16 protein-coding genes are annotated in these 18,730 nt (G+C 68.6%); 13 read left to right on the forward strand and 3 right to left on the reverse strand.

Annotated features, from left to right (window positions below; genetic code table 11):
* The first annotated feature begins 47 nt into the window (after positions 1 to 47).
* The 6 genes from V8J39_RS16620 (at position 48) to V8J39_RS16645 (ending at position 7,863) form a co-directional block, all read left to right on the forward strand.
* Complete coding sequence (locus V8J39_RS16620; protein WP_336462065.1) at positions 48 to 1,415, forward strand: aspartate aminotransferase family protein; 1,368 nt, start codon at positions 48 to 50, stop codon at positions 1,413 to 1,415.
* Between the two features lie 265 nt (positions 1,416 to 1,680).
* Positions 1,681 to 3,222: an ABC transporter substrate-binding protein gene (locus V8J39_RS16625; protein ID WP_336462066.1), complete on the forward strand. Its 1,542-nt coding sequence runs from the start codon at positions 1,681 to 1,683 to the stop codon at positions 3,220 to 3,222.
* A gap of 10 nt (positions 3,223 to 3,232) precedes the next feature.
* Positions 3,233 to 4,186 (forward strand): ABC transporter permease, encoded by a 954-nt coding sequence (locus V8J39_RS16630; protein WP_336462067.1) that lies wholly within the window; start codon positions 3,233 to 3,235, stop codon positions 4,184 to 4,186.
* Positions 4,183 to 6,081: a dipeptide/oligopeptide/nickel ABC transporter permease/ATP-binding protein gene (locus V8J39_RS16635; RefSeq protein ID WP_336462068.1), complete on the forward strand. Its 1,899-nt coding sequence runs from the start codon at positions 4,183 to 4,185 to the stop codon at positions 6,079 to 6,081. Before V8J39_RS16630 ends, V8J39_RS16635 begins: the two co-directional genes overlap by 4 nt.
* Complete coding sequence (locus tag V8J39_RS16640; RefSeq protein WP_336462162.1) at positions 6,081 to 7,061, forward strand: ABC transporter ATP-binding protein; 981 nt, start codon at positions 6,081 to 6,083, stop codon at positions 7,059 to 7,061. The genes V8J39_RS16635 and V8J39_RS16640 overlap by 1 nt, the downstream gene beginning before the upstream one ends.
* Entirely contained in the window at positions 7,054 to 7,863 is an 810-nt protein-coding gene (locus tag V8J39_RS16645) for a creatininase family protein (RefSeq protein ID WP_336462069.1), read from the forward strand. The genes V8J39_RS16640 and V8J39_RS16645 overlap by 8 nt, the downstream gene beginning before the upstream one ends.
* A 3-nt stretch (positions 7,864 to 7,866) precedes the next feature.
* On the opposite strand, the gene V8J39_RS16650 is transcribed toward V8J39_RS16645, so the two are convergent.
* Positions 7,867 to 8,784, reverse strand: coding sequence for a LysR family transcriptional regulator (locus V8J39_RS16650; RefSeq protein ID WP_336462070.1), 918 nt, complete (start codon positions 8,782 to 8,784; stop codon positions 7,867 to 7,869).
* 139 nt (positions 8,785 to 8,923) lie between these two features.
* On the opposite strand from V8J39_RS16650, the gene V8J39_RS16655 reads away from it, so the two are divergent.
* From V8J39_RS16655 to ggt, 7 genes are all read left to right on the forward strand, one after another.
* Complete coding sequence (locus V8J39_RS16655) at positions 8,924 to 9,853, forward strand: 2-hydroxyacid dehydrogenase (RefSeq protein WP_336462071.1); 930 nt, start codon at positions 8,924 to 8,926, stop codon at positions 9,851 to 9,853.
* A 66-nt stretch (positions 9,854 to 9,919) separates the two neighbouring features.
* Positions 9,920 to 10,960, forward strand: coding sequence for an ABC transporter substrate-binding protein (locus tag V8J39_RS16660; protein WP_336462072.1), 1,041 nt, complete (start codon positions 9,920 to 9,922; stop codon positions 10,958 to 10,960).
* A gap of 4 nt (positions 10,961 to 10,964) precedes the next feature.
* Positions 10,965 to 12,062 carry an ABC transporter ATP-binding protein gene (locus tag V8J39_RS16665; RefSeq protein WP_336462073.1) on the forward strand — a complete coding sequence of 366 codons (1,098 nt, stop codon included), beginning with the start codon at positions 10,965 to 10,967 and terminating at the stop codon, positions 12,060 to 12,062.
* Entirely contained in the window at positions 12,059 to 12,928 is an 870-nt protein-coding gene (locus tag V8J39_RS16670) for an ABC transporter permease (protein WP_336462074.1), read from the forward strand. Before V8J39_RS16665 ends, V8J39_RS16670 begins: the two co-directional genes overlap by 4 nt.
* Positions 12,928 to 13,719, forward strand: a complete 792-nt coding sequence (locus V8J39_RS16675; RefSeq protein ID WP_336462075.1) for an ABC transporter permease — start codon at positions 12,928 to 12,930, stop codon at positions 13,717 to 13,719. The genes V8J39_RS16670 and V8J39_RS16675 overlap by 1 nt, the downstream gene beginning before the upstream one ends.
* Before the next feature lie 15 nt (positions 13,720 to 13,734).
* Entirely contained in the window at positions 13,735 to 14,403 is a 669-nt protein-coding gene (locus V8J39_RS16680; protein WP_336462076.1) for an RraA family protein, read from the forward strand.
* Positions 14,404 to 14,451: 48 nt separating this feature from the next.
* On the forward strand, positions 14,452 to 16,134 hold the full coding sequence (ggt, locus tag V8J39_RS16685) for a gamma-glutamyltransferase (RefSeq protein ID WP_336462077.1): 1,683 nt from the start codon (positions 14,452 to 14,454) through the stop codon (positions 16,132 to 16,134).
* A gap of 48 nt (positions 16,135 to 16,182) precedes the next feature.
* Here ggt and V8J39_RS16690 read toward each other — a convergent pair whose 3' ends face one another.
* Positions 16,183 to 17,799 (reverse strand): ABC transporter ATP-binding protein, encoded by a 1,617-nt coding sequence (locus tag V8J39_RS16690; RefSeq protein WP_336462078.1) that lies wholly within the window; start codon positions 17,797 to 17,799, stop codon positions 16,183 to 16,185.
* The gene (locus V8J39_RS16695) at positions 17,792 to 18,730 is read right to left on the reverse strand and encodes an ABC transporter permease (RefSeq protein WP_336462079.1); all 939 of its coding nucleotides are present in this window, start codon (positions 18,728 to 18,730) and stop codon (positions 17,792 to 17,794) included. Before V8J39_RS16695 ends, V8J39_RS16690 begins: the two co-directional genes overlap by 8 nt.

Genomic DNA, 18,730 nt, shown 5'->3' on the forward strand with positions numbered 1-18,730 from the left:
GGCCACGGCCGCGCCGGGCCGGTTCCAAGAGCGAGAGACTGTCTTCGATGTCCCATCTTCCGAATTCGCTGCAGGGCCGCGACCTGCGCTACCTGCTGCACCCGGTCACCAACGCCCGCGCCCATGAACGCAACGGCCCGCTGGTCATCGCGCGGGGCGAGGGGATCTATGTCTTCGACGACGCCGGCAAGGACTACATCGAGGGTCTGGCCGGGCTGTGGAGCGTGGGCCTCGGCTTTTCCGAGCAGCGCCTGATCGACGCGGCCAAGCGGCAGCTGGACGTGCTGCCCTACATGCACCTCTTCGCGTCGAAGTCGCAGCAGCCGGCGATCGAACTTGCCGAGAAGCTGGTCAAGATGACGCCCGAGGGGCTGGACCGGGTGCACTTCACCAACTCGGGGTCGGAGGCCAACGACACCGTCGTCAAGATGGTGTGGTTCTACAACAACGCCATCGGCCGTCCCGAGAAGAAGAAGTTCATCTCGCGCGTGAAGGGCTACCACGGCATCACCATCGCCGCGGGCTCGCTGACCGGCATCCCGGCCAACCACAAGGGCTTCGACCTGCCGCTGGACTTCGTGCGCCATGTCAGCACGCCGCACTTCTATCGCTTCGCCAAGGACGGCGAGACCGAGGAGCAGTTCTCGGACCGGCTGGCGGCCGAACTGGAAGAGATGATCCTGGCCGAGGGCCCCGAGACGGTCGCGGCCTTCATCGGCGAGCCGCTGATGGGGGCGGGCGGCGTGCTGCCGCCGCCGGCCGGCTACTGGGCCAAGATCCAGGCGGTCTGCCGCAAGTACGACGTGCTGATCGTCGCCGACGAGGTCATCAACGGCTTCGGCCGCACCGGCGAGATGTTCGCCTGCGAAACCTACGGCATCCGGCCCGACCTGCTCGTCCTGTCCAAGCAGATCACCTCGTCCTATCAGCCGCTGGCCGCGATCGTGTTCAGCGACAAGATCTATCAGGGCATCGCCGACGGGTCCGAGACGCTGGGCACCTTCGGTCATGGCTACACCACCTCGGGCCACCCGGTGGCGACGGCGGTCGGGCTTGAGAACCTGAAGATCATCGAGGAGCGCAACCTTGTCGAGAACGCGCGCCGCATGGGCAAGATCATGCGCGACGGGCTGGCGAAATACGCCGATCACCCCTGCGTCGGCGAAGTCCGCGGCGAGGGCCTGATCGCCGCGATCGAATTCGTGCAGGACAAGGCGACCAAGGCGCCGTTCGAGCCCGCGGGCAAGGCGGCGCAGGCCGTCGCCGCGGCGGCGCAGGCCAATGGCCTGATCCTGCGCGCGATCGGTGACGCGGTCTGCTTCTGCCCGCCGATGATCATCACCGAAGCCGAGATGACCGAGCTTCTTTCGCGCTTCGAGCGCGCCATGGCCGAGGCCTTCGAACCGGCGGCGTGACGGACCCGGGCCCGGGGGCGCAGATGCCCCCGGGTGCCCCCCGGGTGACCCCCGCGGCGCCCCCAGATGGGTGCGGCATTGCCCACCGCCCATGAATCCTGCGCCTGTCGCAGGATTTTTTTTGTTTCTGATCATTGTATTAGCTCAATACAATTTATCACCCATAAAGAAATTTTTGATTGGACCTGGCCCGGCTTCGCGGGTTCCATGCTGGGCGAAGACGGATGCAGATCCGCAGAAATCCCCCAACAGTCCCGAGGTATCCATGACCGATTTCGACGTCTCGCTGTCCCGCCGCACCCTTCTGGTGGGGCTTGGTGCCGGCATGGCCGCGCTTGCGCTTCCCGGAGCGGTCCGTGCCCAGGCGGCCGGCGGCACGCTGCGGTTCGGCCTGTCGACCTTCCCGCCCAGCCTCAAGCCGTTCGACAACACCGGCGGCGCCGCGAACACGGTCAAGCTGTCGATCTTCCGCGGGCTGATGGGGTATGACGGTCAGGGCAACCTGATCCCCGAGGTCGCCGAAAGCTTCGAATGGGAGGGCGACACCGTCATCACCTTCAAGCTGCGCGACAACGCGGTGTTCCACAACGGCGACCCGGTGACGGCGGCCGACGTGATCTATTCCTTCGGAGAGATCGTCAAGGAAGGCTCGACCGCCTTCCTCAAGGCCGACCTCGCGGTGATCGACAAGATCGAGGCGGTCGACGACAAGACCGTGAAGATGACGCTGAAAACGCCCAACGCGGTCTTCCTGTCGCTGCTGGCCAACTACTGCTCGCCGGTCGTCTCGGCCAAGTCGACCGAGGCCGAGGTCATCGGCTGCGGCCCGTTCCAGCTGAAGGGCCAGGAGAAGGGCGTCTATATCGAGGTCGAGAAGTTCGCCGACTTCTACGGCGAGGGCCAGCCCGGCACCGACGGCATCCGCTTCACCGCCTATGCCGACGAGAACCTGCGCTACTCGGCGCTCGAGGCCGGCGATGTCGATGTCATCGAATACCTGCCCTGGACGCAGTTCGACACGGTCGAGGCGTCGGACACGCTGAAGATCTCGACCACCTCGGGCCCGTTCATGTTCCTGCTGTTCAACGTGGCCAAGGAAGGCCCGCTGCAGAACCCCAAGGTGCGCCAGGCGATCGGCTACGCGATCGAGCGACAGGACGTCGTCGACGCCGCCTTCGCCGGCCGCGGCGTGCCGCTGTTCGGCCTGCCCAACCCGCAGGGCTCGACCATCGCGCTGTCGGACCCGGCGGCGGAATACAGCTTCGACCCCGAGAAGGCCAAGGCGCTGCTGGCCGAGGCCGGCTATCCGAACGGCTTCGACTGCCGCCTGCTCGCCACCGCGACCTATGGCATGCACCAGGACACCGCCTCGGTCGTGCAGGCCTATCTGGGCATGATCGGGATCAACGTCACGCTCGATCTGCCCGACTGGGGCAGCCGGGTGACGATGGGCACGAACGGGCAATACGACATCGCCGTGCACGGCACCTCGGGCACGTTCAACGACCCCGACGCGCTGTTCTCGCTGCTTTACTCGGGCAACCCGTCCTACCTGCAGTCCTACGGCTTCAAGAGCGAGCGCATCGACGGCCTGCTGACCAAGGGCCGGGCCGAGATGGACCCGGAGAAGCGCAAGGCGATCTACCAGGAGCTCTACACCGCCTATTACGAAGAGGTGCCGCAGGTGCCGCTGAACTGGCGCACCCAGGCCTTCGGCATGTCGAAGAAGGTCGAAGGCTTCGGCACGCTGCCGGGCTTCCTGAACGGGTCGAGCGGGTTCGTCCTGGACGAAGCCAAGCTGGTCTGAGGCGAAGCGCATGACCGGTTTCCTCCTGCGGCGCGTCGCGGGCGCGGTGGCGATGCTGTTCGTCGTCGGCACGATCGTCTTCTCCCTTCTGGCGATCGTGCCGGGCGATCCGGCTGAACTGCTGCTCTCCACCGGCGGCGGCGTCGCGACGCCGGAGGCCATCGCCAACCTGCGCGCCCAGATGGGGCTCGACCAGCCCGTGGGCGCGCAGTACCTGACCTTCCTGCTCGACAGCCTGCGGCTGAACTTCGGCACCTCGATCATCGACGGCTCGTCGATCGCGGCCAACATCGCGCTGCGGCTGCCCCGCACGCTCGAGATCATCGGCGTCGGCACCGTGCTGGCACTTCTGGTCGCGATCCCGGCGGGCACGGCCGCGGGCTTGCGGGCGGGCGGCTGGTTCGACGTCACCGCCTCGGGGGTGAACGCGCTTCTGACCTCGGTGCCGGGCTTCGTCGTCGGCACGCTGTTCATCTACCTCTTCGCGCAGACGCTGGGCTGGCTGCCGGCGGGCGGCTATGTCGCCTTCGCCCAGGACCCGGTGGGGCATCTGCACATGCTGATCCTGCCCTCGGTCACCGTGGGCCTGCACCTGGCGACCATCGTCTTCCGGATGACTCGCGCCAGCGTCCTCGAGATGCGCGGCCACGACTGGGTGCGCACCGCGATCGCCAAGGGCCTGGCCCGCCGGCTTGTCGTGCGCCGCCACGTGCTGAAGAACGCGCTGGGCCCGGTGATCACCGTCGTGGGCATGCAGCTCGGGATCCTGCTCGGCTCCACCGTCCTGGTCGAGTTCGTCTACAACTGGCCGGGCCTCTCGGGCCTGCTGGTCAGCGCGGTCGAGCAGCGCGACTACCCGACGGTGCGCGCGGTGATCCTGACCGTCGCCGCCATCTTCATCGCCATCAACCTGGTGATCGACATTCTCTATTCGCTGATCGACCCGAGGATCCGCCTGCAATGACCCTCGTCTCGCGCTTCCCCAAGAAGATGATCCTGCCCACGGCGCTGCTGGCCGCGCTGATCATCATTCCCTTCGCCGCACCGCTGATCACCGGCGCCGATCCGGTGCAGATCTCGGTCCGCAACCGCCTGGCGGCGCCGAGCGCCGAGCACTGGCTGGGCCAGGACGAGTTCGGCCGCGACCGGCTTGCCCGCGTGCTCTACGGCGGGCAGGTGTCGCTGATGGTGGCCTTCATCGCCACCTCGATCGCCTGCGTCGTCGGCACGCTCTTCGGCCTGATCGGCGCCTATTTCCGCGGCCCGTTCCAGTTCGTGACGACGAAGCTCTCCGACGTGGTGCTGTGCTTCCCGCCGATCCTGCTCGCGCTTCTGGTGGTCACGCTCTTCGGGCCGGGCACCGGCACGCTGGTCTCGGTGCTGTCGATCCTCTACTTTCCGGCCTTCGCCCGGATCGCCTTTTCCGAGGCGCTGCGCGTCTCGGCGCTGGACTTCGTCGAGGCGTCGCGCGCGCTGGGCACCCCGTCGCGCCGGATCGTGTTCAACACCATCCTGCCCAACATCGCGGGCCCGGTGTCGGTGCAGTACTCGCTGACCGCCGCCGCCGCGATCACGATCGAAAGCGGGCTGTCGTTCCTCGGGCTCGGGGTCGTGCCGCCCGCGCCCAGCTGGGGCCAGATGATCCGGGGCGCGCGCCAGTTCATGAACCAGGACCCGATGGGCATCATCGTGCCCTGCGTGGCGCTGACGCTGACGATCTACGCGATCAACTTCTTCTGCGACCGGCTGCGCGACACGCTTGACCCCAAGGGCAATGCCGGCGGCAAGGACGCGACCTCGGTCCCCTCGAGCGACGGCACCGCCATCGCCGCCGCGCCCGAGACCGTGGCCGAGATCCGCAACCTGCGGCTGGAGATCCCGCGCCCGGCCGGACCGGTCCCGGTGATCGAGGAGGTCAGCCTGACCCTGCGCGCCAACCAGTGCACCGCGCTGGTGGGCGAAAGCGGATCGGGCAAGTCGCTGTCCTCGCTCGCGCTCATGGGTCTGCTGCCGAACGCGATCCGGCAGGCCGGCGGCAGCCTGTCGCTGCGCCGCAAGTCGGGCGAGATGGTCGACCTTGGCCGCCTCGGCGCCAGGGATCTGGAGGACCTGCGCGGCAACGACGTCGCGATGATCTTCCAGGAGCCGATGACCTCGCTGAACCCGGTGCACAAGGTCGGCGCGCAGATGGTCGAGGCGATCCTCGCGCATCGCAAGATGACGGGGGACGAGGCGCGGGCGCTCGCGATCCGTCTTCTGACGCTTGTCGGCATCAACGAGCCGCAGCGCCGCTTCGACGGCTACCCGCACGAGATGTCGGGGGGCATGCGCCAGCGGGTGATGATCGCGATGGCGCTGACCTGCGAGCCGCGGCTTCTGATCTGCGACGAGCCGACGACGGCGCTCGACGTCACGATCCAGGCCGAGATCATCGAGCTTCTGCAGCGCCTGCGCCATGAATACGCCGAAGGCCTGAGCCTGCTGTTCATCAGCCACAACCTCGGTGTCGTGGCAGAGATCGCGGATCGCGTCGCGGTGATGTACGCCGGCCAGGTGGTCGAGGAAGGCCCCGCCTCCGAGGTGCTGACCGCGCCGCGCCACCCCTATACCCGGGCGCTGCTGCACTCGATGCCCTCGTCGCACGACACGCTGCACTCGGCCCGCGGCGACCGGCTGCAGGCCGTCGACGGCGCGCCGCCGCTGCCGGAACGCCGCCCCTCGGGCTGCAGCTTCCGCGACCGCTGCCCGATCGCGACCGAAGCCTGCGCGGCGACGCGCCCGGCGCTGACCGCCCTCGCCGGGGCCGACCACCAGGTGCGCTGCCACTATGCCCACGACCCTGCGAAGGAGGCCGCGTGATGGTGCCGATCCTCGAGGTCCACGACCTGAACAAGCACTACCCGGTCGGCCGCAGCGGCCTGTTCGGCAAGAAGCGGATGCAGGTGCTGCGCGACGTGTCGCTGCGGGTCGATCCGGGCGAGGTCCTGGGGCTGGTGGGTGAATCCGGCTCGGGCAAGAGCACGATCGGCAAGGCGGTGCTGCGCCTGATCGACAGCCAGAGCGGGGGCATGACCTTCATGGGCGAGGATCTGAACACGATCCCGCCAGAGCGCCTGCGCGCGCTGCGCAAGGACATGCAGATCATCTTCCAGGACCCCTACGCCAGCCTCGATCCGCGCAAGACGATCCGCGCGACGCTGTCCGAGCCGCTGGACACCCACGGCCTGCACACCGGTCCCGCGCGCGAGCCGCGGCTGCTGGAGCTGATGGGGATGGTCGGGCTGAACCCCGCCTTCCTCGACCGCCGGCCGCATGAATTCTCGGGCGGGCAGCGCCAGCGCATCGGCATCGCCCGCGCGCTGGCCGTCGAGCCGAAGTTCATCGTCTGCGACGAGGCGGTCTCGGCGCTCGACGTGTCGATCCAGGCGCAGGTGCTGAACCTGCTGGCCGACCTGCGCCAGAGCCAGGGGATCTCGTTGCTGTTCATCAGCCACGACCTCTCGGTGGTCCGCTTCATCTCGGACCGGATCATGGTGCTGTACCTTGGCCGGGTGATGGAGGTCGGCCCCGCCGACGCCGTCCATTTCGCGCCCCGCCACCCCTATACCGCGGCGCTGGTCTCGGCCGAGCCGAGCCTCAAGCACGAAAGCCGCCGGATCCGGCTGGAGGGTGACATCCCCTCGCCGCTGGATCCGCCCTCGGGCTGCGTGTTCCGCACCCGCTGCCCCTATGCGCTGCCGGCCTGTGCCGCGGCCGTCCCCGACCTGCGGCCCGCCGGCGATGGCCGGATGACCGCCTGCATCCGCGATGACATCCTTCAAGAGACTGCACATGACTGACAAACTGAAGATGGCCGAACTGACGAGCGAGGAAGCCCGCCAGTACCTCAACAAGGACGCCGTGATCCTGCTGCCGATGGGCTCGCTGGAAGATCAGGGCACCCATGCGCCGATGGGCGACTACCTCGGCGCCGAATGCGTGGCGCTCGACATCGCGCGCGCCGCCCGGGCCGAGGGCGTTGCGACCTTCGTCGCCCCCCCGATCCCCTTCGGCGGCTCGGACTACTTCGGCTCGTCGCATGGCGGGATCGCGATCAGCCAGCCGACGCTGACCGCGCTCATCGACGACATGATCGCGAGCCTCGCGCGCCACGGCCTGACCAAGGTGCTGATCATCAACGGTCACGGCGGCAACGTCACCGCGATCAACGAGGTCACGCAGAAATACCGCAAGTCGCACGGCATGCTCGTGTTCTCGATGTATCTCTGGCAGATCTCGTACGAGCTGCTGAAGGACATCCTCGGCCCCGAGAAGGCCGCGGCCTCGTCCGGCCACGGCGGCGACCCGCTGACCTCGATCGGCCTGCACTACTATCCCGACATTCTGCGCATGGACCTGAAGCAGGCGCCGCCGAAGGGGCAGAAGTTCATGGGCATGGATGTCGCGGGCTTCGCCGCGATCAAATACGAGGGCGCGCGCATCACCGGCCCGATCGAGGCGCTGGAAACCGCGCCGCACGGCACCTGGGGCGGCGACCCGGTCAATTGCTCGGCCGAGACCGGCAAGGCGCTGTCGGACCGGCTGGTCAAGATCGGCGCGGGGTTCATCCGCGACCACGTCTCGAAGGGCTTCGGCGCCTGAGCCCTAGCCGGGCTGGAAGCTGACGAACCGGGGGTGGGCGGTCGCCCATTCCTCGGCCGCCTGCCGGGCGAGCGCGAAGATCTTTTCGGTCTGCTGGCGCCGCGCCCGGTTCTGGTGCACGCACCGGGTGTCGAGCGGCGCAAGCTGCACGGTGGTCGGGATCTCGATCAGCATGCCCGTCGCGATCTCGCGCTCCACGGCCGCCAGCGGGATCGCCGACGCGCCATAGCCCGCGCGGACCATGTCGCAGATCATGCCCAGCGAATTCGCCGTGTGGCGCGCGTTCGGGCGGCGGCGGGTCTCTTCGACCATCTCCGCCACCGGCCGGAACAGCGGCGAGGTGTGGGGATAGAAGATCAGCGGCAGTGACCGGATCTCGTCCGGGGTCAGCGGCCGCGTGACCTCGCCGGCCACGTCGGGCCGCGCGACCCAGCCCACCCGGTAGGTCACCGAGAAGCTCTCGCTGATCTGCGGAAGCCCCGCCTCGCCGGTGACGAAGGCCATGTCCAGCGCCCCGGTCCGCACCTGCTGGCGCAGCTCGACATTCGAGCCGGAGTGGAAGTCGACAAGGCCGATCTCGGGGTCGTCGAGCAGCTTGCGCCGCAGCGTCGTGGCCCAGGTCTTCGTCACCATGCCCACCGTTCCGACAGTATAACGCCTTTTTTGCTTGTTCTTTAGGCGCGACGTCATCGCCTCGGAAAGATTGAGGAATGTCTCGGCGTATTCCGCGACCTCGTAGCCCTGTTCGGTCAGCGTGAACTCGGCCGCCCGGCGGTCGATCAGCGGCACGCCCAGGCTGTCCTCCAATCCTGAAATCCTTGCAGAAACGGCAGGTTGCGTAAGGCCGATATGGTCCGCGACCCGTTGGTAGCTTTTCAGCCGCGTCAGCCAGTAGAAGGCTTCCATCTGCTTGAGGTTCATTCGCATCCTCCTGCGGGACCTGCCCGAAAACGCTCGGGCACCTTATAAATTTCTTCTATGGGCTGGACCAGTATTTTTGCTTTGCCTCCCCGGACGACTCCCGGTCACATGCCCGGGACACTGCCTGCCGAGGATTGAAATGAGCGTCGCGATCTACCTGCCCAACGAAAGCAAGATCCAGGACTGGTGCGGTATGCTGGGGGATCTGATGCCGGATTGGCAGTTCCACGCCCTACAATCCGTGCCCGACCCGGACGAGGTGAAGTACTGCGTCGTCTGGCGCCCCGAGACCGGCAGCATGAAGCGCTTCCCCAACCTGCGCGCCATCGTCTCGATCGGGGCGGGCATCGACCACGTGCTGGCCGACCGGGACCTGCCCGACGTGCCGATCATCCGCACGATCGGCACCGACCTGACGCAACGGATGAAGGAATACGTCGCGCTGCACGTGCTGCGCCACCACCGCGGCATGCCCGAGATCCAGGCCGCGCAGGCCCGCGCCGAATGGACGCCGATCGTCGTGCCGCCGGCCACGCGCCGCCGCGTCGGCGTGATGGGGCTGGGCAACCTGGGCGCCGAGGCCGCGAAGCTGCTGGCGGCGATCGGGTTCGAGACCGTCGGCTGGTCGCGCTCGGGCCGCACGGTCGAGGGCGTGAAGACCTATGCCGGCGCGCAGGAATTCGGCGCCTTCCTCGAAGGCACCGAGATCCTCGTGAACCTGCTGCCGCTGACCGACGAGACCCGCGGCATCCTCAATGCCGACACCTTCAACCGCCTCAAGCGCGGTGCCTGCGTGATCAACGCCGCCCGTGGGCCCCACATGGTCGATGACGACCTGCTGGGCGCGCTGGCCTCGGGCCAGATCGCGGCCGCGACGCTCGACGTCTTCCACATCGAGCCGCTGCCGTCCGACCACCCGTTCTGGGGCCACCCCCAGATCACCGTCACGCCGCACATCGCCTCGATGATCGATGCCGCGACCGGCAGCCGGATCATCGCCAAGAACCTGCGCACCTTCGAGGAAGCCGGCACCGTCGCCGACCTTGCGGACGCCACCCGCGGCTACTGACCGCGACCGAACCGGGGCGGCACCGCCGACCCCGGAACCCAACAAGACCAACAGGAGACATCAGGGATGAAGACCACCTTCTCGGTGCTGGCGCTGGTCGCCGGCCTGTCGACGGCTGCCCATGCGCAGGACCTGACGGGCGAAATCACGCTTGGCGCCTACACCGGCGTCTTCCAGGACGAATACACCAAGGCGGTGATCGCGCCCTTCGAGGCCGCGCACCCGGGCGTCAAGGTCAACTATGCCTCTGACCGCGCCTCGTCGGGCCTGCTGGGCCAGCTGCGCGCCCAGGCGTCGGACCCGCAGATGGACGTCGTCCTGTTCGACGTCTCGACCGCGCTGATCGGCAACAAGGAAGGCCTGCTGTCGCCGATCACCACCGAGGAGGTGCCGAACCTCGCGGATCTGGCGCCCGAGGCGATCGTGCAGGAGGGCTATGGTCCGGCCGTGACCTTCGACCACGAGGTCATGGTCTACAACACCGAGGCGGTCAAGACCGCGCCGACCTCGCTCGAGGTCCTCTGGGACCCGACCTACAAGGGCAAGATCGCTGCGACCTCGATGCCCTCGATCCTCGGCACCGGCCTGATGATCATGACCTCGAAGATGCTGGGCGAGGACTATACCCAGTCGGTCGAGAAGTCGGTGGCCAAGCTGGCAGAACTTGCCCCCTCGGTGCAGACCTTCGATCCCAAGCCCGACAGCTACACGCTGGTGCTGAACGGCACCGTCGACATCTCCACCGGCTGGAACGCCCGCGCGCAGTACTACTTCGACCAGTCGAACGGCAAGCAGGGCGTCGTGACCCCGGCCGAGGGCACGATCCTGCAGAAGAACACGATCAACCTCGTCGCGAACGCGAAGAACCCCGAGCTGGCCAAGGCCTTCATCAACTACGCCCTCTCGCCCGAGGCGCAGACCGCCTTCACCAACGCGATGTACTACTCGCCCACCAACACCAAGGCGACGCCGTCGGAAGAGGCGCTCAAGCGCACGCTGTTCGGCAAGCTCGACACCACCCTGCCGCTGGACTGGGGCTGGGTCGCGACCCAGAACGACCGCTGGAACGCGATGTGGAAGCGCGAAATCATCTCGGCGGGCAACTGAGGCGATGGCGCTCGACACCACGACGACGGGGGCGCCTGGCGGCGCCCCGACCGCCCACATCCGCATCGAGGGGCTGACCTTCGACTACGGCGGCGCACGCCCCGCGGTCGACGCGCTGTCCTTCGAGATCCGCAAGGGCGAGTTCATCGGCGTGCTCGGCCCCTCGGGCTGCGGCAAGTCGACCACGCTGCGGATGGTCGCGGGGCTGCTCGCGCCGACCTCGGGCGCCATCCTGATCGGCGGCCGCGACATCGTCGCCGCCCCGCCGTGGGAACGCAACCTGGGCCTCGTGTTCCAGTCCTACGCGCTGTTCCCGCACATGACCGTGGCCGAGAACGTCGCCTTCGGCCTGAAGCTGCGCAAGATCGGCAAGGAAGAGGTCCGCGCCCGCGTCGCCGAGGCGCTGCGCGCCGTGCGGCTCGAGGCCTTCGGCGAACGCCGCCCGGCGGAACTGTCCGGCGGCCAGCAGCAGCGCGTGGCGATCGCCCGCGCCATCGTCATCGAACCCGAGATCCTGCTTCTGGACGAGCCGCTGTCGAACCTCGACGCGCGCCTGCGCGACGAGATGCGGTTCGAGCTGCGCGACATCCAGACCCGCACCGGCATCACCACGCTGTTCGTGACCCACGACCAGCAGGAGGCGCTGACGATGTGCGACCGCATCGTCGTGATGAACGGCGGCCGGCTGGAACAGATCGGCACGCCCGCCGACATCTACGACCGCCCCGCGACGCCGTTCGTGGCGAATTTCATCGGCCGCGCGAACACGATGTCCACCCGCCTGTCGGGCGCGGGCGTCACGATCGACGGCCAGCCGCTGCCGCAGCCCGAGGCGCTGCCCGCGGGCCTGCGCGAGGGCGCCGAGACGCTGACCGTGGTGCGCCCGCACATGATCCGCCTGCTGCCCGACGGCCCGCTGCGCGCCAGGGTGCTGCGCCGGGTCTTCGTCGGCTCGATGATCGAGGTCGAGCTGGAGCTGGCCGGCGGCCAGCGCCTGATCGCCGACCTGCGCCCGGGCGATCCCGATGACGCGCTGGCCGAGGTCGGGCGCGAGGTCGCGCTGGACTGGCGCGGGTCCGACATGCGGGTGTTCCCGGCATGACCGGTTTCGCCGCGCCCGGAACCGGCACCCGCCTGACGCCCTGGCTCCTGCTGGCCCCGGTGCTGGCGGTGCTGGCGGTGACCTTCGTCGCACCGATGGTCTGGCTGTTCCGCATGTCGCTGAACATCTCGGACTACGGCGCGATCATTCCCGCGCTCAGCCCCGCGACATATGTCTCGATCCTGTCGGACGGCTACTACCTCGACCTGCTGGGCCGCACGCTGGAACTGTCGATCACCTGTTCGCTGGTCGCGCTGGCGCTGGCCTATCCCGTGGCGCTGTACCTGTCGCGCATGACCTCGCGCTGGCGCACGATCCTGACCGTGCTGGCCGCGGCGCCGCTGCTGGTCTCGGCGGTGGTGCGCAGCTTCGGCTGGATGGTGATGCTGGGCCACAACGGCGTCGTGAACTCGCTGCTCCTGAGCCTTGGGCTGATCTCCGAGCCGCTGCAGATGGTGAACAACTACCTCGGCGTGGTCATCGGCCTGTCCGAGGCGATCATGCCCTTCATGTTCCTGACCATCACCGCCGGGCTCGGGCGGCTTGATCCGCGGCTGGACGAGGCCGCGATGTCGCTGGGCGCCAAGCCGCACGAGGTGTTCTTCAAGATCACCCTCCCGCTGTCGGTCCCCGCGATCGTGGCCGCGCTGACCATCGGCTTCGTGCTGTCGATCTCGTCCTACGTCACGCCGTCGCTGCTGGGGGGCGGGCGCGTCTTCCTGCTCGCGACCGAGGTCTACGACCTCGCGCTCGAGACGCTCGACTGGCCGACGGCCGCCGCGCTCGCCTTCCTGATGCTGGCGCTGTTCTTCCTCGCGATGCTGGCCACGGGCCTGGCGCTGCGGCTGCTGACGAAGGTGCGCTGATGACCCGGTTCCTGTCGATCCTGGCCCGGACCTGGGTCTATGCGGTCTTCACCGCGATCTTCCTGCCGCTGCTGCTGATCTTCGTCACCTCGTTCAGCGCCGATGCCTACCTGTCGTTCCCGCCCTCGGGCTGGAGCACGAAGTGGTATGCCGAAGTGCTGGGCAACCGCGGCTTCATGGTCGGGCTGAAGAACTCGGCGATCATCGCGGTGATCGTGGCCTTCCTGTCGCTCGCGCTCGGGCTGCCCGCGGCCTATGCGCTGGTGCGGCTGGAATTCCCGGGCCGCCGCGTGATCCAGAGCCTGATCCTCGCGCCGCTGGTGCTGCCGGCGATGATGCTGGGCCTTGGCATCCTGATGGTCTTCACCCCGGCCGGGCTGGTCGCGACCTTCCCGGGCCTCGTGCTCGCGCATCTGGTGATGACGCTGCCGTTCTCGGTGCGGATCCTGCAGACCAGCCTCGCCAACCTCGGCACCGATGTCGAGCAGGCGGCGATGACGCTGGGCGCGACCCCGGTGCAGACCTTCCTGCAGATCACCCTGCCGCGGCTGGTGCCGGGGATCGTCGCCTCGTCGGCGATCGCCGCGATCATGTCCTTCGACGAGATCGTGCTGTCGCTGTTCCTCGTCGGGCCGCGGCTGTCGACCCTGCCGGTCGCGATCTATCGCCATGTCGAGGATCGCACCGACCCGATGGTCGCGGTGCTCGCCGTCCTGCTGATCGCCGTCTCGCTGGGCGTCGTGCTGCTGATCGAGCGCACCGTCGGCTTCACCAAGGCCTTTGGCCGCTAACCCCCGGAAGATACCATGACCTACAAGATCAACCCGATGCCCGAACAGATCGCGGCCGCCGACCTGGAGCTGCTGGCCCAGTGCGAGACCGCGACCATGGGCCACTGGCGCCAGTTCGGCTTTCTCAGCCGCCAGATCCAGCCGCTGATCCCGCGCCGCCGCGTGGTCGGCACCGCGGTGACCATCGCGATCCCGGGCCCGGATTCCACCCTGCTGCACCACCTGCTGTCGCTGATCCGTCCGGGCGACTTCGTCATCGTCGACCGCCTGCACGATGACCGCTTCGCCTGCTGGGGCGGCGGCGTGACCGTCGGCGCCAAGGCCGCCGGTGCCGTCGGCGCCGTGGTCGACGGCCCCTGCACCGACCTCGAGGAGATCGAGGCCTCGGACTTCCCGATGTGGTGCAAGGGCATCTCGCCGATCACGACCCGGCTTTACGACCTCGGCGGGGCGATCAACGTTCCTGTCTCCTGCGGCAACACCGTGGTAATGCCGGGCGACGCCGTGCTGGCCGACGAGTCGGGCGTGCTGGTCCTGCCGCGCGACGAGGTCCGCTCGGAAGCCGAGAAGGCGATCCAGATCCAGACCCGCGGCAAGGGCCGCGAGGCGCAGGTGCGCGACGGCCTGGCCAAGCTCGGTGACCTGTCGGGCGCCACCGAGAAGGTGATGGCAAAGCTCGCCTGAGCCGCCGGCCCCCCCCCGGGGGGGCCGCAAAGACGCAAGGATAAGACGATGACCCTTCCCTTCACCTGCGACAAGCAACCGGCGAGCGGCACGGGCGGCGTGGTGGTCACCAACCACCCGCTGGGCACCGCCGCCGGCGCCGAGATGCTGGCCGCGGGCGGCAATGCCGTCGATGCCGCGGTCGCGGCGCTGCTGACGCTGACCGTGGTCGAGCCGATGATGGTCGGCATCTGCGGGGGAGGGTTGTCGCACCTGCGGCTGGCCGATGGCACCAGCGTCGTCTTCGACGCGCTGTCCTCGGCCGCCGGCGCGATGCATCCCGGGATCTATGAACCGATCTCGGAAGAGCCGTCCAGGTACATGGATGCCAAGGACCGCCGCAACCTCGTCGGCGCGTCCTCGGTCGCGGTGCCGGGCAACCTGCGCGGCTGGTGCGACATGCAGGCGAAGTACGGCAAGCTGCCCTTCGCCGACGTGGTCGAGCCGGCGATCCGCGCGGCCGAGCGCGGCTTCACCGTGACCCATTACCTCGCCGGTGCGATCAACGAGTTTGCCGACGACCTGCTGGCGGACCCGGCGATGGCGGCGATCATCGCCCCGGGCGGCAAGCTGCTCGCCCCGGGCGACCGCATGGTCATGACCGACTATGCCAAAAGCCTGCGGCTGATCCAGGCCGAGGGGGCAGAGGCGCTTTACGGCGGCGCACTGGGCGCGGCGCTGGTCGAGCGGCTCGCGACCGGGGGGCCGGACGCGGGCTATATCGCGATCGAGGACCTGACCGGCTATCGCGCGATCGAGCGCGCACCGATCACCGGCACCTACCGCGGCTACGAGGTCATCGGCCCGCCGCCGCCCGCGTCGTCGGGGGTGCACATCCCCCAGATGCTGAACATGCTCGAAGGCTTCGACGTGAAGGGCATGGGCTTCGGCTCGCCCCAGAGCCTGCACCTGCTGGCCGAGGTGATCCGCCTCGCCTTCGTCGACCGCCGCGCTTATTCCGGCGACCCGGCCTTCGTCGACGTCCCGGTCGAGCGGCTGACCTCGAAGGCCTACGGCGCCAACTGCGCGGGCCGGATCCGCGACGCGGGCGGCCTGACCGCCGCGGACCCCGGCCGCGAGAGCGCCGACACCACCCATGTCACGGTTGCCGACAAGGACGGCAACATCGTCACCGCGACGCACACGATCAACGGGCTGTTCGGCGCGCGCTTCGTCGTGCCGGGCACAGGCATCATTCCCAACAACTACATGTCGAACTTCGACCCGCGCCCGGGCAAGGCGCTGTCGGTCGTGCCCGGCAAGCGGGTGCCGACCTCGATGGCGCCGATGATCGTGATGCGCGACGGCCAGCCGGTCTGGGCGCTGGGGATGCCGGGCGGCCTGAGGATCTTCCCCTCGATCCTGCAGGGCATCGTCAACCTCATCGACCATGGCATGAGCGTGCAGGAGGCGGTCGAGGCGCCGCGGATCTGGACCCAGGGCCAGGAGGTCGAGATCGAGAAGGCCTATGCGCCGCAGAAGGCCGCGCTCGAGGCGATGGGTCACGAGGTGCGGGTGATGCCGCACATCGGCGGCGGCATGAACGCGATCGCGTTCGGCGAGACGATGACCGGCGCCGCCTGCTGGCGCGCCGACGGCACGGTCGCCGCGCTGGGCGGTGGTCTTGCCAAGCCCGGGGTGCGGTTCTGGCCCGACCGGGCGCCGCCGGACGGCCCCGCGGCCAAGGGCTGACAGCTTCCTGACCCGGCCGCCGAAGGGCGGCCGGCTTTTTTTGCGGGATCAGGCCGGCGCCAGCGCCGCCGCGCGCGCGGCGCGCTGGATCTCGGGGTCGGGGTCCAGCCCGGCGGCCAGCAGACGGCGCGTGTAGTCCTGCCGCGGTGCCTCGAAGATCTGGCGCACGGTGCCGTTCTCGACCACGCGGCCCTTCTGCATGACCATGACGTGGTCGGCGAAGTCGCGCACCACCGGCAGGTCGTGGGCGATGAAGATGAAGGCGATCCCCAGCTCGCGCCGCAGCTTGTCGAGCAGCGCGATCACCTGCGCCTGGATCGACACGTCCAGCGCCGACACGGCCTCGTCGCAGATGATCAGGTCGGGCTCGAGCGCGAGCGCGCGGGCGATGGCGATCCGCTGCCGCTGCCCGCCCGAGAACTGGTGCGGATAGCGGTCGGCATGTTCGGGCTGCAGGCCCACCTGGGCCAGAAGCTCCTCGACCCGGCCGCGCCAGCGGGGCCGGGGCAGGATGTCGCGGTGGATTGCCCAGGCCTCGGAGATGATCCCGAAGACCGACATCCGCGGGTTCAGCGACTGCGTCGGATCCTGGAACACCATCTGGATCTCGCGCCGCAGGCCGAACAGCTGCGGCCGCGGCATCGAGATCAGGTCGCGGCCCTTCCAGAACGCCTGCCCGCTGTCGGCCTCTGTCAGCCGCAGGATGCACCGCGCCGAGGTCGACTTGCCCGAGCCGCTCTCGCCCACGATCGCCAGCGTCTCGCCGCGGCGCAGGGTGAAGGAGACGTCGTCGAGCGCCTTGAACGCACCGAAGGTCTTGCACAGGTTGCGCACCTGCAGGATCTCGTCCGCGGTTTCCTCGGGCTCGTTCATCGCGCCGCGGCCCGGGGCGGCCGAAATCAGCTTCTTCGTGTAGGGGTGCTTCGGCGCATGGTAGACCTGCGTCGGCGTGCCCTGTTCCACGATCTCGCCCGCGTTCATCACCACGACGCGGTCGGCGATCTCGGCCACGACGCCCAGGTCGTGGGTGATCAGCAGCAGGCCCATCCCCATCTCGCGCTGAAGCTCGCGCAGCAGCTCCAGCACCTCGAACTGCACCGTGACGTCGAGCGCGGTGGTCGGCTCGTCGGCGATGACGATGTCGGGCTTCATCACCAGCGCCATCGCGATCATGATCCGCTGCCGCTGCCCGCCAGAGAATTCGTGCGGGTACTTGCCCATCGCCACCTCGGGCTCGGGCAGGCCGACGCGCGTCAGCAGCTCGAGCGCGCGGGCCTTGGCGGCGGCAGGGGCAAGGCCGTGCACGCGCCCGGCCTCGGCCAGCTGCCAGCCGACGGTATAGACCGGGTTCAGGTGCCCGAGCGGGTCCTGGAAGATCATCGCGATGCGCCGGCCGTTGATCTCGCGCCGGTCCTCGGGACGCAGGGTCAGCAGGTCGCGGCCCTCGAACAGCACCGCGCCGCTGGTGATCTCGCCCGGGGGCATGTCGATCAGGTTCATGATCGCCGAGGCCGAAACCGACTTGCCCGAGCCGGACTCGCCCAGGATCGCGAGCGTCTCGCCGCGGTCGAGATGCCAGCTGATGCCGCGCACCGCGTTCACGATGCCGCCCGCGGTGTGGAACCGGACCGACAGGTTGCGCACTTCGAGAAGATGGTCAGCCACGGGTCTTGCCTCCGACTTCAAGCCGCCAGCGCTGCGTGGGGTCGAGCGCCACGCGCATCCAGGACGACAGCAGGTTGAGCGACATGGTGGTCAGGATGATCGCGAGGCCGGGCCAGAACGCGAGCCACCAGGCGGTGTTCATGTACTGCTTGCCCTGCGCGACCATCAGGCCCCAGGTGATCTCGGGCGGCTGGATGCCGATCCCGAGGAACGAGAGCGAGCTTTCGGCCAGCATCACGAAGGCGAAGTCCAGCGTCGCGATCGTGACCAGCGTTGGGACCACCATCGGCAGGATGTGGCGGAACATGATCCGCGCCCGCGAGGCGCCCATCACCTCGGCCGCCTCGACGAACATGCGTTGGCGGATCTCCAGCACCTCGGCGCGGGTGGTGCGCAGGTAGACCGGGATCCGGGTGATCGCCAGCACCAAGACAAGGTTCCCCACCGAGGGCTGCAGCATGTAAAGCACCACGACCGCCAGCAGCAGCGACGGGAAGGACATGATCACGTCGGCAAGCCGCATGATCACCGTGCCGACCCGCTTGGAGCTGTAGCCGGCCACGAGCCCCAGCAGCGCCCCGATCGCCGACGAGCCGAGCACGGCACCGGCCGCGATCAGCAGCGTGTTCTGCGCGGCGACAAGGATGCGCGGCAGGATCGGCCGGCCCAGCGCATCGGCGCCCAGCACCCCCAGCCACCCCGCGTCCAGCGTGAAGGGCGGGGCGTTGCGGGCGCGCAGGTTCTGCTTCTGGGCCGCGGCCTCGAACAGCATCGGCCCGAAGATGGCGGCAAGGATCATCAGGATCAGGAAGATCACCGCGAGCGTCGCGAACTTGTCGCGCCACAGCATCGACAGCACCCGCGGCAGGGGCCCCTTGGGCTTCGGCGCCCGGGCGACGGGGGTATCGGTCAGGCTGTTGGTCATCGTCAT

The sequence above is a fragment of the Frigidibacter sp. MR17.24 genome, assembly GCF_037095655.1.
Taxonomy (GTDB): Bacteria; Pseudomonadota; Alphaproteobacteria; order Rhodobacterales; family Rhodobacteraceae; genus Frigidibacter.

Bases quoted from the DNA above. Each gene is read 5' to 3' on its own strand.
- V8J39_RS16655 (WP_336462071.1), top strand. From the start codon at position 8,924: ATGAGCGTCGCGATCTACCTGCCCAACGAAAGCAAGATCCAGGACTGG.
- V8J39_RS16650 (WP_336462070.1), bottom strand. From the start codon at position 8,784: ATGAACCTCAAGCAGATGGAAGCCTTCTACTGGCTGACGCGGCTGAAA.
- V8J39_RS16665 (WP_336462073.1), top strand. From the start codon at position 10,965: ATGGCGCTCGACACCACGACGACGGGGGCGCCTGGCGGCGCCCCGACC.
- ggt (WP_336462077.1), top strand. From the start codon at position 14,452: ATGACCCTTCCCTTCACCTGCGACAAGCAACCGGCGAGCGGCACGGGC.
- V8J39_RS16630 (WP_336462067.1), top strand. From the start codon at position 3,233: ATGACCGGTTTCCTCCTGCGGCGCGTCGCGGGCGCGGTGGCGATGCTG.
- V8J39_RS16635 (WP_336462068.1), top strand. From the start codon at position 4,183: ATGACCCTCGTCTCGCGCTTCCCCAAGAAGATGATCCTGCCCACGGCG.
- V8J39_RS16660 (WP_336462072.1), top strand. From the start codon at position 9,920: ATGAAGACCACCTTCTCGGTGCTGGCGCTGGTCGCCGGCCTGTCGACG.
- V8J39_RS16645 (WP_336462069.1), top strand. From the start codon at position 7,054: ATGACTGACAAACTGAAGATGGCCGAACTGACGAGCGAGGAAGCCCGC.
- V8J39_RS16670 (WP_336462074.1), top strand. From the start codon at position 12,059: ATGACCGGTTTCGCCGCGCCCGGAACCGGCACCCGCCTGACGCCCTGG.
- V8J39_RS16625 (WP_336462066.1), top strand. From the start codon at position 1,681: ATGACCGATTTCGACGTCTCGCTGTCCCGCCGCACCCTTCTGGTGGGG.
- V8J39_RS16695 (WP_336462079.1), bottom strand. From the start codon at position 18,730: ATGACGATGACCAACAGCCTGACCGATACCCCCGTCGCCCGGGCGCCG.
- V8J39_RS16675 (WP_336462075.1), top strand. From the start codon at position 12,928: ATGACCCGGTTCCTGTCGATCCTGGCCCGGACCTGGGTCTATGCGGTC.
- V8J39_RS16620 (WP_336462065.1), top strand. From the start codon at position 48: ATGTCCCATCTTCCGAATTCGCTGCAGGGCCGCGACCTGCGCTACCTG.
- V8J39_RS16680 (WP_336462076.1), top strand. From the start codon at position 13,735: ATGACCTACAAGATCAACCCGATGCCCGAACAGATCGCGGCCGCCGAC.
- V8J39_RS16640 (WP_336462162.1), top strand. From the start codon at position 6,081: ATGGTGCCGATCCTCGAGGTCCACGACCTGAACAAGCACTACCCGGTC.